We start from the raw sequence: 15,736 nt of genomic DNA on the forward strand, positions 1-15,736 counted from the left end.
ATCGCCCGGACAAGCCGGGCGACGACACCTGTTTGATGATCGAAACAGACTCTTACCTGCGTCCCCTTCCGCCGCAGGCCTTCGGCCGAGTAAAACCTATGCCAAATCGTGGTGGACAATTCCTTAATCCGCGAGTTTCTCGCAGCTGCAACTTTAGTCATTTACGAAGTAAATCCAACTCTTTGCCTCCATCATTCCGAATCTGGTCGGGTGAACGCATACGGAACTCGTGTCGTGCATTTCTCCGATATTTCGTCAACTCTTGACGTGTTAACGCAGATGGCATTGCGTTCGAAAACATTCGCCACGCTGATCCCGACCTGCATCAACTAGGTCCGAATTGCCATGGTTTACCGCCACACCATCAACTCCACCGCTTACCTCTTCGCTGGCCTGCGCGAGTTGCTGGCCAAGGCGACGCCGCCGCGTTCCGGCGACCGCCTGGCCGGCATCGCGGCCGACAGCGCCGAGCAGATGATCGCGGCGCGGCTCGCGCTTGCCGACGTTCCGCTCAGGCAGTTTCTCAATGAGCCGGTGATCCCTTACGAGGACGACGAGATCACCCGCCTGATCCTCGACAGTCACGATGTCTCCGGATTTGTGCCGATGTCGTCGCTCACCGTCGGCGGGTTCCGCGATTGGCTGCTGTCGGATGCCGCCACCGGCGATACTTTAAGGAAGATCTCGCGCGGCGTGACGCCGGAAATGGTCGCGGCGGTGTCGAAGCTGATGCGCAACCAGGAGCTGATCGTGGTTGCAAGGAAGTGCGAGGTAACGACCGGCTTCCGCAACACCATCGGCCTGCCCGGGCGGATGAGCGCACGGCTGCAGCCCGACCGTCCGCTCGACGACGCGCGCGGCATCGTCGCCTCGATCCTCGACGGGCTCGTGCTCGGATCTGGCGACGCGTGCATCAGCGTCAACCCGGCGAGCGACGACCCCCAAACGATCGGGCCGCTGTTGCGAACGCTCGACGACGTCATCACGCGGCTGGAGATTCCGACACAGGCTTGCGTGCTCACGCATGTCACGACCACGCTCGGCCTGATCGGGCAGGGGCTGCCGGTCGACCTCGTGTTCCAGTCGATCGCCGGGACCGAGGCGGCGAACCGCAATCTCGGTGTCGACCTCTCGGTCCTGAGGGAAGCGCGCGAGGCGGCGCTGTCGCTCCGCCGCGGCACGGTCGGCGATCAGCTGATGTATTTCGGGACCGGGCAGGGCTCGGCGCTGGCGGCCAATGCCCATCACCAGGTCGACCAGCAGACCTGCGAGGCGCGTGCCTATGCGGTGGCGCGGGCGTTCGATCCGCTGCTCGTCAACAGCGTCATCGGTCCCGACTATCTTGCCGACGGCAAGGAGATCATCCGCGCCGGGCTCGAGGATCACTTCTGCGGCAAGGTGCTTGGCCTGCCGCTCGGCGTCGAGGTCTGCACCACTCATGCCGGGGCCGATCGGGATGACATGGACAACCTCGTCACGTTGCTGGCGGCCGCAGGCGTGACCTTCATGACGGGGGTCCCGGGCGCCGACGACGTGATGTCGAACCGCCAGTCGACCTCGCGCGACACACTCTATGCCCGCGACCTGTTCGGCCTGAAGCGGGCACCCGAATTCGACGATTGGCTGACGCGTGCAGGCCTTACCGGGCAGGATTTCCGCCTTGCCGCGAATGCAGGCCTGCTGCCCGAATTTGCGTCCAGGCTGCAGGCCTGAGGCGAGAAGAGAGTTTTGGGGCAACCATCGCGGCACTACGGCGTTAGCCGACGCCACAATGTTGAAGAATTTCTGGTCCAGCGTTCAATGGCGTGGTTAAATTCGGTGTTGCTTCGCTTGAGGGTATTTGATGAGAGCCGAGCGCGTTGAGACGGTACGGCATATTCTCTGCGTCTTCCCGCGCTATACGTCGGCCTTTGGCACCTTTGAGTATGCCTACCCCCTCACCGACGGCGTCAAGGCATTCATGCCCCCGCAGGGGCTGCTGCTGATCGCAGCCTATCTGCCCGAGAACTGGCCGGTCCGCTTCGTCGACGAGAACCTGCGTCCGGCGACCGAGGACGATTTCGAGTGGGCGGATGCCGTGTTCGTCAGCGGCATGCACATCCAGCGCCAGCACATGAACGATATCTGCCACCGCGCGCATGACCACGGCCTGCCGGTCGCGATCGGCGGTCCCTCAGTCAGCGCCTGCCCGGATTACTATCCCTCATTCGACTACCTCCATGTCGGCGAACTCGGCGACGCCACCAACGAGCTGATCAAGCGTCTAGCAGAGGATACCAGCCGTCCGGACGAGCAAGTGGTGTTCAAGACCCTCGATCGCCTGCCGATGACCGAGTTCCCGCTGCCGGCCTATGAACTCGCCGAAATCAAGAAGTACTTTCTCGGCAGCATCCAGTTCTCCTCGGGCTGCCCCTACCAGTGCGAGTTCTGCGACATCCCCGGGCTCTATGGCCGCAATCCGCGCCTGAAATCGCCGCAGCAGATCATTGCCGAGCTCGACAAGCTGCGCGAATGCGGCATGACCGACTCGGTTTATTTCGTCGATGATAATTTCATCGGCAACCGCAAGGCTGCCGTCGATTTGCTGCCCCATCTGATCGAGTGGCAGAAACGGACCGGCTATGTGACGCGGCTCGCCTGTGAGGCGACGCTCAACATCGCCAAGCGCACCGAGATCCTGGAGAAGATGCGCGAAGCCTTCTTCGTCACCATCTTCGTCGGCATCGAAACCCCCGATCCCGAAGCGCTGAAGGCGATGCACAAGGATCAGAACATGATGGTTCCGATCCTGGAAGGCGTGCACACCATCAATTCCTACGGGATGGAGGTCGTCTCCGGCATCATCATGGGTCTCGACACCGACAAGCCCGAGACCGGCAAGGCCCTGCTCTCCTTCGTCGACGAGTCCCGCATTCCGCTCCTGACCATCAACCTGCTGCAGGCGCTGCCGAAGACGCCGCTGTGGGATCGCCTCGAAAAGGCAGGACGGCTGGTCGATGACGACGGCCGCGATTCCAACGTCAAGTTCCTGCTGCCCTATGATGACGTGGTCAGTTCCTGGCGCAAATGCATGGAAGTCGCCTACCAGCCGGAGAAGCTGTTTGAGCGCTACCAGTATCAATGCGACTATACCTATGCCAACCGCATCAAGGTGCCGGTCAGCCCGGAGCTGAAGACCTGGGCCAACATCCGGCGCGGCCTGATCATGCTCCGCAACATCTTCTGGAAGGTCGGCGTGCTCGGCAGTTACAGGCGCGTGTTCTGGAAGTTCGCGCTGGGGCGGATCAAGCGCGGTGACATCGAGGGCCTGATCTCGGCGACGATGGTGGCGCATCATCTGATCACGTTCGCGCGCGCGGCCTCCTCTGGTCGGCAGAACGCGTCGAATTATTCGATCCGGCTGCGCGAGGCGTCCGTCCCCGCCGAATGACAGCATGACACCGCCACTGCCGCCGCGCTGTCGAGGTGTGACAAATCAGATACTTATCGATGGTTTTCGTCAGGTCCGCGCTGATTTGGCATGGTGCTCGCGCTTGCGAGCAAGGGGCCGGACCTGTAAAACCCCGCGTGATTTCAAGGACTAGCGCCGATCAGACGTTCTGACGAGCCTCATTCGCGCCCGGAACCCAAGCTAGCTAGATTGCGCCGTTTTCAGAACTGGACAGGGCATGCTCGAAAAGAACTCCGAAAGTCAGGTCCACGTCGAGCAGGTGGAAGAGCCCCGGACGGGGACCAGCATCGCGTTCGGAATCGAGCGCCTCGGCCTGATTCCGATGCGGGCGCCGATCCTGTCCTGCGTCGTCCTCGTGCTGCTGATGATTGGCGCCCTGTTCGGCATCCATCGGATCAAGATCGACGACTCGCTGTCGCAGCTGTTCCGCTCCAACTCCAAGGACTACAAGCAGTACGAGGCGGTCACCAAACGCTTCCCCGCGACCGAGTTCGACGTCCTGATCGTGGTCGAGGGCAAGACGCTGCTTGCCCGCGAGAATCTCGAGAAGCTGCGCGACATGGTGACCGACGTGCAACTCGTCGAGGGCGTGCGCGGCGTGGTGTCGCTGTTCTCGGCGCGCCAGGCGCCTGAGCCCGGCAAGCTGCCGGCGGCGCTGTTCCCGAACGAGCTCCCGACAGGCGCGGCCTACGACAAGTTCGCCGAGACAATCAAAAGCAACGAAATCATCCGCGGCAAGCTGTTGTCGGAAGACGGCACGCTCGCGCTGGTCGTGCTGTCGCTCGAGCCCGAGGTGGTCGCCAGCAACAAGCTCACCAAGGTCGTCGCCGACATGAGGAAGATCATGGCCGACGACCTCGGCGGCAGCGGGCTCAATGCCCAGCTCTCCGGCGTGCCGGTGATGCAGCTCGAGATCCGCAACGCGGTCGAGCGTGACGGGATTACTTACAACGTCCTCGGCATCCTCGCCGGCTGCATCATTGCCATCATCTTCTTCCGCAAGGTGTCCTTCATGGTGGCGGCGGCGTTCCCGCCGATGATCGCGATCCTGCTGGCGCTCGGCGCCCTTGGCTGGGCGAATTTCAATCTCAACATGTTCCTCAACGTGATGACCCCGCTCATCATGGTGATCAGCTTCTCCGACTCGATGCAGCTGACGTTTGCGGCGCGCGACCGGCTGATTGCCGGGCAGGACAAGTTCACCGCGTTCAAGAACGCGGTGCTGGTGGTCGGCCCGGCCTGCGTGCTCACCCACGGCACGGCCGGGATTTCGTTCATCGCGCTGCAGTTCTCGGATTCCGACCTGATCCGCAAGTTCGGCGAGGCCGGGCTTGCGGCCACCATCATCGCGCTGGTCGCGGTGTTGTCGCTGGTGCCGGTGTTCGGCATTCTGCTGGTGCGCAACGAGAAGACGTTCGCGGTCAAGTTCCAGGGGGCGGATGCCGGCGTGCAGGCGCTGCGCAATTTCTGCTACTGGATCGCGGTGCGGATGGTCGGGCGTCCCGGGCTGTTCAGCCTGATCGCGCTTGTTGTCGTCGGCAGCCTCGGCGTCGTCTATGCCAATCTGCAGCCGCGCTACCGGCTTGCCGACCAGGTTCCCGACAAGCGGCAGGCAGTGGCGGCATCGAGCCGGCTCGACGCCAAGCTGACCGGCGCCAACCCGGTCGACGTGCTGATCGAATTCCCCAAGGGGCAATCGCTCTATTCGCCGGAGACCCTGAAGACCATCGCCGACGTCCATGCAATGGTCGAGGACAGCGCCGGCGTCGGCAACGTCTGGTCGCTGGAAACCTTGCGGCGCTGGCTCGCCGAAAAGGCCGGCAGCAACGATGTCGCGACGCTGAAGGAATATGTCAGCGTGATTCCCGAGCATCTGGTGCGCCGCTTCATCTCGGCGGATCAGAATGCGGTCGTGGTGTCGGGTCGGGTCCCGGATCTGGACTCGAGCCAACTGCTTCCGGTGGTGAACAAACTCGATAACTCGCTGGACAAGGTGCGTGCCGAGCATCCCGGTTACGAGATCGCAGTCACCGGCCTGTCGGTGATCGCCGCGCGCAACAGCGCCAACATGATCGAGAAGCTCAACCACGGCCTCACTATCGAATTCCTGCTGGTCGCGGTCTTCATCGGGCTCGCGTTCCGCTCGGTCGTGGTGTTGTTCTCCTGCATCCTGCCCGGCATCTTCCCGGTGGTGCTGTCGGGCACCGTGCTGTACGCGCTCGGAGAGGGGCTGCAATTCGCCAGCGTGGTGGCGCTGACGGTGTCGTTCGGCCTCGGTCTCAGCGCCACCATCCACTTCCTCAACCGGCTGCGGCTGGAGCGGAAGCCGGGCGTCAGTGCCGATCTCGCCGTGGAGCGCGCCACCGTGCTGGTCGGCCCGGCGCTGATCCTGACCACGGTGGTGCTGGCCTGCGGCCTGATCGTGACGGTGTTCTCGGACCTGCCGTCGCTGCGCCTGTTCGGCTGGCTCAGCGCGTTCTCGATGGTCGCAGCCCTGGTCGCGGACCTCTTCATCCTGCGGCCAACATCGATGTTCCTGATCAACCTGTCGCAGAAGATCCGCGGCACCGCCGGACAGCCGCAGCCGACAGAGAAGACCTGACGACAAGGGCCCGGTTCCGATTGATCGGAACCGGGCCCTTTATGAAATTCTTGGGCGAAGCGCCGAGCGCCTCAGCTCTTCGTCATCGTGATGGTGACGCCGCGGATCTCGCCCTTGGAGTCGATCTGCACGACCTGCTTGGAGCCGTTGGTCTGCAGGTTCAGGTTCGCGGCAAAGCCCGACGCCTCGACGAACACGTCGATCCGCCCGCCGCCCGCGGTGCCCTGCAAATTGCCGAAGATGTTGCGGCTCTTCTCGCTCCAGTTGCCGGAGATGCGATCGCCCTGGCTGGTGACGTCGCTGGAGAGGTCGAACTTGTAGCTGTCGCTTGCGCAATTCAGGCTCTGCTTCAGGCTCATGCCCGTTGCGGCGACCTTGTAGCTAGCCTTGCACCTGATGTGCTCGGTGGTGCCGTCGGACAACGAAACCGTGCCCGAGCCGGTCCATGAGCCGTCAAAGCCGGCGAAAGGCCCGCTGGATTGCGCATGGCCTGCGGAGGCCGACAGCATGAGTGCGGCGCCGACGCCAGCAGCCCTGAGGGCCTGACCGGAAAGGCTGGAACCAAACAGTGTCATTGTGAATATTCCCGTTGAAATCAGTGCTTCTTTTGCAAGAAACGCGTCGCCGCATCGAAGATTTAGTGTCACCGCAGTATGTTAGGTTCAAATGACAGGCATGGGCGCGTATGAGGCCGTCACATCGCCGGACGGAATCAAAACTTCCGGTGCCATGACCTCTCTCCCTGGTGCGGCGTTGTCCGAGATCGCCGCACAATGGCAAAAGAGGTGAACGAATAACTAATGAGAATCAATGGTTTATGCAAGGGTTTACAGCGTCGCAAATTTAGCCGCATTTAGCAGTGCTTGTTGTCAATTCGTTGCTGCGTCACGCGGCGTCCAAACTCCCTGCAAATTCGTCCCGGCCATGCCGAAGCGCTTTCGGGGACGGATTTTCTGCTGTCGGAAATGAAGGAATACGATGCGTAAATTTTTCCTGGCTGTTGCCCTTTTGTCGATCCCGCTTTCATCTGCCGCCTTCGCCCAAGAGCCGGCGCGCGGCGGCACGCCAGATGAGCAGAAGGCCTGCACGCGCGACGTGCAGAAGCACTGCCGCGCCGTGATCGATCAGGGCGACTTCACCATTCTTGCCTGCCTACAGCAGAACCGCACCAAGATCAGCGCCGCGTGCGACGCCGTGCTGAAGACCCACGGTCAGTAAGGCCGCGTTCAGGCCTCAAGGGACTGCCGCGAAGCCTGCGGCCGGCATTTGCCGGCCCCGGGCTTGTATGCTGGCGGTCACAGATAGCATTGGTTTTGGCGGCGTATTCCCCTATATGGGGCTCGCAATCCCCGGCATGCGCTGACCACTCGCGCCTGCCTTGCCATGACCAGTGTAGCCCAAATTTCCAATGACCACCGCGAGCGACCTGCGATCCGGAAAGACCCACCGCGACGAGAATTTTCCGGTCGCGTCGTGGATCATTCATCCACGGCATCGTGCCCTGATCCTGGCCTTCTATAATTTCGTCCGCACGGCCGACGACATCGCCGATCACGCCACGCTGCCTGCCGAGGAGAAGCTGCGCTATCTCGACCTGATGGAGGCCGAGCTTCTCGGCAACGGCGAGACCCAGAAGGAAGCCGTCAATTTGCGCCGCGCCTTCGCCGAGCGCGCCATGCCGCCGCGGCATGCGCGCGACGTGCTGGTGGCGTTCCGCCTTGACGTCACCAAGCTGCGCTATGAGACCTGGGACGACGTGATCGACTATTGCCGCTACTCGGCGATGCCGGTCGGCCGCTTCATGCTCGACGTGCACGGCGAGAGCACCTCGACCTGGGCCGCGTCCGACGCGCTCTGTGCCGGCCTGCAGATCAACAACCATTTGCAGGACTGCGCCAAGGACTACAAAAATCTGAACCGCATCTACCTGCCGCGGGACGCGCTGGCCGCATCGGGCGCGACCGTCGAGATGCTCAGCGAGGCGAAGTCGCCACCGCAATTGCTCAAGTGCCTGCAGGCGCTCGCGCTGCGCACCGAGGCGCTGCTCGACGAGAGCAAGTCGCTTGCGGCCGAGGTGAAGGATTTCAGGCTCGGGCTCGAGATATCGGTGATCCAGGCCTTTGCCGACAAGATCGTCAACATGCTGAAGGTGCGCGATCCGCTCAGCGAACGCGTTCATCTGAGCCCGGTCGAGCTGCTGCTGCAGAGCCTCGGCGGCATGGCTGGCGAGACCGCCCGCCGCGCCACCGGGCGGCGTTCGGTCTCCAAGACGGCGGCCGGCGCATGAGCGTTGAGGCGGCAGCCAACGCAAACTACGGCAGCACCGCGTCCGGCAGTTCGTTCTATGCCGCGATGCGGGTCCTGCCGCGCGCGCAGCGCGAGGCCATGTTCCAGATCTACAGCTTCTGCCGGCAGGTCGACGACATCGCCGACTCCGACGGTCCGCGGCCGGAGCGTCTGGCCGCGCTCCAGCAGTGGCGCGAGGACATCGACGCGCTCTATCAGGGCCATCCGCCCGATCGCCTCAAGGACTACGTCGCCTCGGTGAAGGCCTTCGGGCTGAAGCGCGAAGACTTTCTTGCGATCGTCGATGGCATGGAGATGGACGTGCCGCAGGACATCCGCGCGCCGGACCTTGCGACGCTCGATCTCTACTGCGATCGCGTCGCCAGCGCCGTTGGCCGGCTGTCGGTGCGTGTGTTCGGCCTGCCCGAGGACGACGGCGTTGAGCTCGCCCATCACCTCGGCCGCGCGCTTCAGCTCACCAACATCCTGCGCGACATCGACGAGGACGCCGGCCTCGGCCGCCTCTATCTGCCGCGCGAATGGCTCTGGCACGCCGGCATCACCAACGACGATCCGGCCCGCGTCACCGCCGACCGCGCGCTGCCGAAGGTGTGCGCGCCGCTCGCCGAGCGCGCCAAGATGCACTTCCAGAAATCCGACGAGATCATGAAGCGCAATTCGCGCCGCGCGGTCCGCGCGCCGCGGATCATGTCGAAATACTACCACGCGATCCTCGATCTCCTGATCGCACGTGGCTTTGCCGCCCCGCGCGAGCCGGTGCGCGTGTCCAAGGCGGCCAAGATCGGCATCCTGCTTCGTTACGCGATCATCTGATGCAAAAAACCGTTCATATCATCGGCGCCGGCATTTCCGGCCTTTCGGCGGCCGTGCGGCTCGCCAACGCCAATTACAAGGTGTGCGTCCACGAGGCGACGCAGCAGGCCGGCGGCCGCTGCCGCTCCTATTTCGACGCCGCCACCAATCTCACCATCGACAACGGCAACCATCTCCTGCTGTCGGGCAACCGCCATGCGGTGAGCTACGCGCGTTCGATCGGCACCGAGGCCGGCCTGGTGGGGCCGAAGCGCGCGCAGTTTCCGTTCGTCGACCTCAAAAGCGGCCAGCGCTGGCAGCTCGATCTCGGCGACTCCCGCCTGCCGCTCTGGGTGTTCGACGAGGCACGCCGCGTCCCTGATACGGGCTTGCGCGATTATCTCGCGTTGGCGCCGCTGGCCTGGGCTAGCACCGACGCGCTCGTGGGCAAGACGATCCCCTGCGAGGGCACGCTGTACGATCGCCTGGTGCAACCGCTGTTGCTTGCCGCGCTCAACGTCGATCCCCCCGAGGGCTCGGCCGGGCTTGCCGGCGCCATCGTGCGCGAGACGCTGCTGGCGGGCGGCCAGGCTTGCCGCCCCCTGATCGCGCGCGACGGCCTGAGCTCGGTGCTGATCGAGCCGGCCGTGAAGCAGTTGCAGGACGGCGGCAATAGCGTCCAGTTCGGTCATGAGCTGCGCGCCTTCACGATGTCCGGCGACATGGTCGCGCAGCTCGATTTCGGCGGCGACGACAAGGTCGCGCTGTCGGCCGACGATGCCGTGGTGCTCGCGGTGCCGCCGCGCGCGGCGGCATCACTGCTGCCGGGATTGAAGACGCCGACCAAGTTCCGCGCCATCGTCAATGCGCATTTCCGCGTCGATCCGCCGCGCGACGCTCCACCGATTCTCGGCGTCGTCGGCGGCCTTGTGGAGTGGCTGTTTGCGTTCCCGCAGCGGCTGTCGGTGACCATCAGCAATGGCGACCGACTGGTCGATATGCCGCGCGAGGAGCTGGCGCAGGCGATCTGGCGGGACGTCTGCAAGGCATCAGGCGTTTCGGGCGAATTGCCGCCCTGGCAAGTTGTGCGCGAGCGCCGCGCCACATTCGAGGCGACGCCGGAGCAGAATGCCTTGCGTCCAGGGCCCGCGACTGCGCAAAAAAACCTGTTCCTTGCCGGCGACTGGACTGCTACCGGGTTGCCGGCAACCATCGAGGGATCGGTGCGGTCGGGTGATCGCGCCGCCGATCTGGTTCTGGCCAGACGCTAGATTCGACCTGTTGAAGCGGCCGTGGCTTTCGTCAGCCGGCCCGCGATGAAGAGGATATCGAGCGAAATGCTTTCGAGCGATCACAGCGTAACAGTCGACACCGTCGCGCTGGAGACGAGCATCTCAAGGGCGACCGAAGCCCTGATGGGCTATCGCCAGTCCGACGGTCACTGGGTGTTCGAGCTCGAAGCCGACAGTACGATCCCGGCCGAATATGTCCTGCTGCGTCACTATCTCGCCGAGCCGGTTGACGCCGCGCTCGAAGCCAAGATAGCCAATTATCTGCGCCGCGTGCAGGGCGCCCATGGCGGCTGGCCGCTGGTGCATGACGGCCCGTTCGACATGAGCGCCAGCGTGAAGTCCTATTTCGCGCTGAAGATGATCGGCGATTCCGTCGATGCGCCGCATATGGTGCGGGCGCGCGAGGCGATCCGTTCGCGCGGCGGCGCGGCGGGCAGCAACGTCTTCACGCGCTTCATGCTTGCGCTTTACGGTGTCGTGACCTGGCGTGCGGTGCCGGTGTTGCCGATCGAGATCATGCTGCTGCCGATGTGGTCGCCGTTCCACATCAACAAGATCTCCTACTGGGCGCGCACCACCATCGTTCCACTGATGGTGCTGGCCGCGCTGAAGCCGCGCGCGAAAAATCCGAAGGGCGTCGGCATCGACGAATTGTTCCTGCAGGATCCGAAGTCGATCGGCATGACGCCGAAGGCGCCGCATCAGAGCGCGGGCTGGTTCTATCTGTTCCGTTCGCTCGATGCCGTGCTGCGCGTGGTCGAGCCGATGTTTCCGAAGCGCATGCGCCAGCGCGCGATCGACGCCGCGCTTGCCTTCACCGAGGAACGGCTGAACGGCGAAGACGGCATGGGCGCGATCTATCCGCCGATGGCCAACATCGTCATGATGTATGAAGCGCTCGGCAAGGACGAGAATTTTCCGCCGCGTGCTGTCACACGGCGCGGTCTCGACAAACTGCTCGTGATCGGCGAACACGAGGCCTATTGCCAGCCCTGCGTTTCGCCGGTGTGGGACACCGCGTTGACCTGCCACGCGCTGCAGGAGGTGGGCGGCGACGAGACCTTCGCCAGGATGAAGGAGGGGCTCGACTGGCTGAAGCCGCGCCAGGTGCTCGAGCTGAAGGGCGATTGGGCGGTCAAGGCGCCAAACGTCCGTCCGGGCGGCTGGGCGTTCCAGTACAACAACGACCACTATCCCGACCTCGACGACACCGCCGTGGTTGTCATGGCGATGGATCGCGCGCAGCGCCAGACCGGAAGCAAGGAATACGACGTCGCGATCGCGCGTGGCCGCGAATGGATCGAGGGGCTGCAGAGCCGCGACGGCGGCTGGGCTGCCTTCGACGCCAACAACCTCGAATACTACCTCAACAACATCCCGTTCTCGGACCACGGCGCGTTGCTCGACCCGCCGACCGAGGACGTGACCGCGCGCTGCGTTTCGATGCTGGGCCAGCTCGGGGCGACCGCCGCGACCAGCAAGGTGATGGCCGACGGTATCGCGTATCTGCGCCGCACCCAGCTCGCCGAGGGCTCCTGGTACGGCCGCTGGGGCCTGAACTACATCTACGGCACATGGTCGGTGCTCTCTGCGCTAAATGTCGCAGGGGTCGATCACACCGACCCGATGATCCGGAAAGCGGTAGACTGGCTGCTGTCAGTCCAGAATCGGGACGGCGGCTGGGGCGAGGACGCCGTCAGCTACCGGCTGGATTACAGGGGTTATGAGGCCGCGCCATCGACCTCCTCGCAAACGGCATGGGCCTTGCTTGGATTGATGGCGGCCGGAGAGGTCGAAAACCCCGCAGTTTCGCGGGGGGTGGAGTACCTAAAGGCAACACAGACGGAAAAAGGGCTGTGGGACGAACAGCGATACACGGCTACGGGGTTTCCGCGGGTGTTTTACTTACGATATCATGGCTACTCGAAGTTCTTTCCGCTCTGGGCGCTGGCGCGGTATCGGAATTTGAGCAGCACCAATAGCAGGGTGGTAGGGGTCGGGATGTGATGTTGGGGGCGGGGGCCGCCGAGACCGTGGGCAATGCGATTGACCCTCGGCCGGTGTTGATTGTGACGGGTTTGGTGCAGGAGGCTCGCATTGCCGCGGGCCCCGGCATGATCGTCATTTGCAGTTCCAGCGACCCGCAACAGCTGCGCGCGCTGCTGGCAACGCTGGATCCAACGACATTTCGCGGCGTGATCTCGTTCGGCGTCGCCGGCGGGCTCGATCCTGCGCTCAAATCGGGCGACGTCGTGGTCGCGACCGAGGTGACTGCCGGTGATGCGCGATTCCTGGCCGCGTCCGCGCTGAACGAGGAGATGATCGCCAGCGCCGCGCTGAAGCGCCGCAGGATCGTCCGCGGCGCGCTCGCTGGCGTTGAGGAGGTCGTCGCGGCAAGGGCCTGCAAGGCCGCGCTGCGCTCGATCACGGGTGCGGCTGCGGTCGACATGGAGAGCCATATTGCAGCGGCCTATGCCGCCAATGCGGGCATTCCGTTCGCGGCGCTGCGCGTGATCAGCGATCCCGCCCACCGGGCGCTGCCGGAGCTTGCCAAGTCCGCGCTGAAACCGAATGGCGATATCGACCTGCGCAAGGTGCTGCGCGGCATCGTGCGCAATCCGCGGACGGTGCGGGCGCTGGTGTCGACCGGGATCGACTTCAACCGCGCGCTGCGCTCGCTGCGCGGCTGCCGCGGCTTCCTGCTCGGAAGCGACGTTCTGGTGCCGGTGGAGGCCTGAGCCGCCCGTCCAGGAGGCGGGCTCGGCATCAAATCCTGAGTTCGAATCAAAAGGCCCGATCGCATAGCGATCGGGCCTTTGTTGTTTGCATGTCTGACGGTGCGGCTTTAGGCGGCGGTGGAAGCTTTTGCCTGCTGCTTGGCCGCGGCAGCGGCGGCCTCGTCGCGGCGAATATCCGAGAGGCGCTTCTGCACCTCGGCCGAGAAGATATACTGCGCCGGACGCTGTTTGGTGAGATCGATCTCGGGCGCCATCGGTCCCGTCGTCCTGACGCCGCGCAGCGCCACCCACATTGCCTTCAGCGGATTGGCCAGTGCGGCGGTGGCTGCGGTCGGCTCGTAGCCGCAATGCGCCATGCAGTCGGCGCACTTCTCGTACTTGCCGGTGCCGTAGGTTTCCCAGTCCGTGGTGTCCATCAGCTCCTTGAAGGTCTTGGTGTAGCCTTCACCGAGCAGATAGCAGGGCTTCTGCCAGCCGAAGATGTTGCGGGCCGGCATGCCCCACGGCGTGCACTCGTATTCCTGGTTGCCGGCGAGGAAGTCGAGGAACAGGCCGGAATGCATGAAGTTCCACTTCTTGCCCTTGCCGAGCGCAAAGACGTCGCGGAACAGCTTCTTGGTCTTGGTGCGGTTGAGGAAGTGCTCCTGGTCGGGCGCACGCTCATAGGCATAACCCGGCGACATCGACACACCGACGCCGAGCTCGGTGGTGAAGTCCAAGAACTTCGCGATCTCCTCGGCCGGGTGGCCGTCGAAGATCGTGGCGTTGACGTTGACGGTGAAGCCGCGAGCCTTCGCCGCCTTGATCGCGGAGACGGCGCGGTCGAACACGCCCTTCTGCGACACGGCCTTGTCGTGATGGTCCTTCAGACCGTCGAGATGTACCGAGAAGAACAGATAGGGCGACGGCTCGAACAGATCGAGCTTCTTCTCGAGCAGCAGCGCGTTGGTGCAGAGCGAGACGAACTTCTTGCGGGCCACGAGGCCGCGCACGATCTCGCCGATCTCCTTGTGGATCAGCGGTTCGCCGCCGGGGATCGCCACCATCGGCGCGCCGCACTCGTCGGCCGCGTCCCAGCATTCCTGCGCGGACATGCGGCGATTAAGGATCGCATCCGGATAGTCGATCTTGCCGCAACCGACGCAGGCCAGGTTGCAACGGAACAGCGGCTCAAGCATCAGCACCAGCGGATAGCGTTTGCGGCCAAGCAGCTTCTGCTTGATCAGATAACCGCCGATACGCATTTCCTTGAAGAACGGTATAGCCATTGAGAGGTTTTCTTTCTGCACTTAAGGTCAGTGAGTTCGGATCAGCCCGCAGTCAGTTCGGCTGGCAGCCGGAATTCGATGTTCTCTTCCCGTCCCGGGAGCACCGAGACCGAAACCGGTCCGATGCGCCGCAAAGCCTCGATCACATCATCGACCAAAACTTCGGGTGCCGAGGCTCCCGCCGTGATGCCGACGGCCTTCGCATCCTTCAGCCAATCGGGGTTGAGCGCGCTGCCATCGGCAATGAGATAACTCGCGACGCCAACTTCGGTGCCGATTTCACGAAGCCTGTTTGAGTTGGAACTATTGGCGGCCCCCACCACCAATATGACGTCCACCAGTTTGCTCAGGTCCCTTACCGCAGATTGGCGGTTCTGTGTCGCATAGCAGATATCCCGGATGTCCGGGCCTTGAATATCTGTAAATCTGGCCTGAAGGGCTGCGATTATGTCCTTGGTGTCATCCACGGACAACGTTGTCTGGGTGATATAGGCCACCGGGGTGTCGGTCGGAAGGGTGAGTTCCGCCACCTCAGCCACGCTCTGGACCAGCAGGACGGGCCCGGGAACCTGACCCATGGTTCCCTCGACCTCGGGGTGGCCGGCATGCCCGATCAGGATCAGGGCGCGGCCCTTCGAGATGTAGCGCTTGCCCTGGTTGTGGACCTTGGTAACCAGCGGGCAGGTGGCGTTGAGCACCGGCAGGTCCCGGGCGGCGGCCTCTTCCTCGACGCTCCTGGCCACACCATGGGCGCTGAACACGGTGACGGCCCTGGGCGGCACTTCGGAGAGGTCCTCGACGAAGATCGCGCCCTTCTTTTTAAGGCTTTCGACCACGTATTTGTTGTGAACGATCTCGTGGCGGACATAGACCGGCGGGCCGTATTTTTCGAGCGCACGCTCGACGATCTCGATGGCACGCACGACGCCCGCGCAAAAGCCGCGCGGCTGAGCAAGAAAAACTTCCATGGGACGTCCGTTACGCAAATTGCACCCGTCTCATTCAATGCCCCTGCAATAGCCTGCGGCCCATTGGCGCCGCACCCCACCCGGCCGGACATCCGCAGCGTGTGCTGCAATATCCGCACCATGACAGTTCCCGCGTCAGGTCCACATGCCAAGCGCGTGGAAATACAGGGGTTTGTGTCAAAAAGTAAGCGCCTCGATAAGAGGCACCACGTGTCGGGTGGTTGTTTATGGTAATATGGTAAGCATATTAACCCCCTGCGACCGTCTGCCCCTCACTTGTTCGTCACTTTCTCGCCCCCTGAGGCGGTTTATACCGTC

Annotated in this window: 12 protein-coding genes; 9 read left to right on the forward strand and 3 right to left on the reverse strand. The window is 63.5% G+C overall.

The window, feature by feature from the left end; all coding sequences use genetic code 11:
* Nucleotides 1–345: 345 nt before the first annotated feature.
* The 3 genes from UP09_RS06555 to UP09_RS06565 all read left to right on the forward strand — a co-directional run bounded on the left by UP09_RS06555 (nt 346) and on the right by UP09_RS06565 (nt 6,053).
* Nucleotides 346–1,713, forward strand: coding sequence for an ethanolamine ammonia-lyase subunit EutB (locus UP09_RS06555; protein ID WP_044537264.1), 1,368 nt, complete (start codon nt 346–348; stop codon nt 1,711–1,713).
* A gap of 130 nt (nt 1,714–1,843) precedes the next feature.
* The gene (locus UP09_RS06560) at nt 1,844–3,430 is read left to right on the forward strand and encodes a B12-binding domain-containing radical SAM protein (protein WP_044537265.1); all 1,587 of its coding nucleotides are present in this window, start codon (nt 1,844–1,846) and stop codon (nt 3,428–3,430) included.
* Between the two features lie 238 nt (nt 3,431–3,668).
* Nucleotides 3,669–6,053 carry an efflux RND transporter permease subunit gene (locus tag UP09_RS06565; protein ID WP_044537266.1) on the forward strand — a complete coding sequence of 795 codons (2,385 nt, stop codon included), beginning with the start codon at nt 3,669–3,671 and terminating at the stop codon, nt 6,051–6,053.
* A gap of 71 nt (nt 6,054–6,124) precedes the next feature.
* Here UP09_RS06565 and UP09_RS06570 read toward each other — a convergent pair whose 3' ends face one another.
* Nucleotides 6,125–6,628 carry a hypothetical protein gene (locus UP09_RS06570; RefSeq protein ID WP_044537267.1) on the reverse strand — a complete coding sequence of 168 codons (504 nt, stop codon included), beginning with the start codon at nt 6,626–6,628 and terminating at the stop codon, nt 6,125–6,127.
* Between the two features lie 403 nt (nt 6,629–7,031).
* On the opposite strand from UP09_RS06570, the gene UP09_RS06575 reads away from it, so the two are divergent.
* From UP09_RS06575 to UP09_RS06600, 6 genes are all read left to right on the forward strand, one after another.
* Complete coding sequence (locus tag UP09_RS06575) at nt 7,032–7,271, forward strand: cysteine rich repeat-containing protein (protein WP_044537268.1); 240 nt, start codon at nt 7,032–7,034, stop codon at nt 7,269–7,271.
* A 190-nt stretch (nt 7,272–7,461) separates the two neighbouring features.
* Nucleotides 7,462–8,340, forward strand: a complete 879-nt coding sequence (hpnC, locus tag UP09_RS06580) for a squalene synthase HpnC (RefSeq protein WP_044537269.1) — start codon at nt 7,462–7,464, stop codon at nt 8,338–8,340.
* Nucleotides 8,337–9,173: a presqualene diphosphate synthase HpnD gene (gene hpnD, locus UP09_RS06585; RefSeq protein WP_044537270.1), complete on the forward strand. Its 837-nt coding sequence runs from the start codon at nt 8,337–8,339 to the stop codon at nt 9,171–9,173. The genes hpnC and hpnD overlap by 4 nt, the downstream gene beginning before the upstream one ends.
* A complete protein-coding gene (gene hpnE / locus UP09_RS06590; protein ID WP_044537272.1) occupies nt 9,173–10,423 on the forward strand; it encodes a hydroxysqualene dehydroxylase HpnE in 1,251 nt (416 codons plus the stop codon). Before hpnD ends, hpnE begins: the two co-directional genes overlap by 1 nt.
* A gap of 66 nt (nt 10,424–10,489) precedes the next feature.
* On the forward strand, nt 10,490–12,451 hold the full coding sequence (gene shc, locus UP09_RS06595) for a squalene--hopene cyclase (RefSeq protein ID WP_044537273.1): 1,962 nt from the start codon (nt 10,490–10,492) through the stop codon (nt 12,449–12,451).
* A complete protein-coding gene (locus tag UP09_RS06600) occupies nt 12,448–13,182 on the forward strand; it encodes a phosphorylase (protein ID WP_044537274.1) in 735 nt (244 codons plus the stop codon). Before shc ends, UP09_RS06600 begins: the two co-directional genes overlap by 4 nt.
* A gap of 107 nt (nt 13,183–13,289) precedes the next feature.
* Here UP09_RS06600 and hpnH read toward each other — a convergent pair whose 3' ends face one another.
* Together hpnH and ispH are read right to left on the reverse strand one after the other, a co-directional pair.
* Nucleotides 13,290–14,450 (reverse strand): adenosyl-hopene transferase HpnH, encoded by a 1,161-nt coding sequence (hpnH, locus tag UP09_RS06605; RefSeq protein WP_044537275.1) that lies wholly within the window; start codon nt 14,448–14,450, stop codon nt 13,290–13,292.
* A 41-nt stretch (nt 14,451–14,491) separates the two neighbouring features.
* A complete protein-coding gene (gene ispH, locus UP09_RS06610; RefSeq protein ID WP_044537276.1) occupies nt 14,492–15,418 on the reverse strand; it encodes a 4-hydroxy-3-methylbut-2-enyl diphosphate reductase in 927 nt (308 codons plus the stop codon).
* Nucleotides 15,419–15,736 lie beyond the last annotated feature (318 nt).

Source organism: Bradyrhizobium sp. LTSP885 (genome assembly GCF_000938305.1).
GTDB lineage: Bacteria > Pseudomonadota > Alphaproteobacteria > Rhizobiales > Xanthobacteraceae > Bradyrhizobium.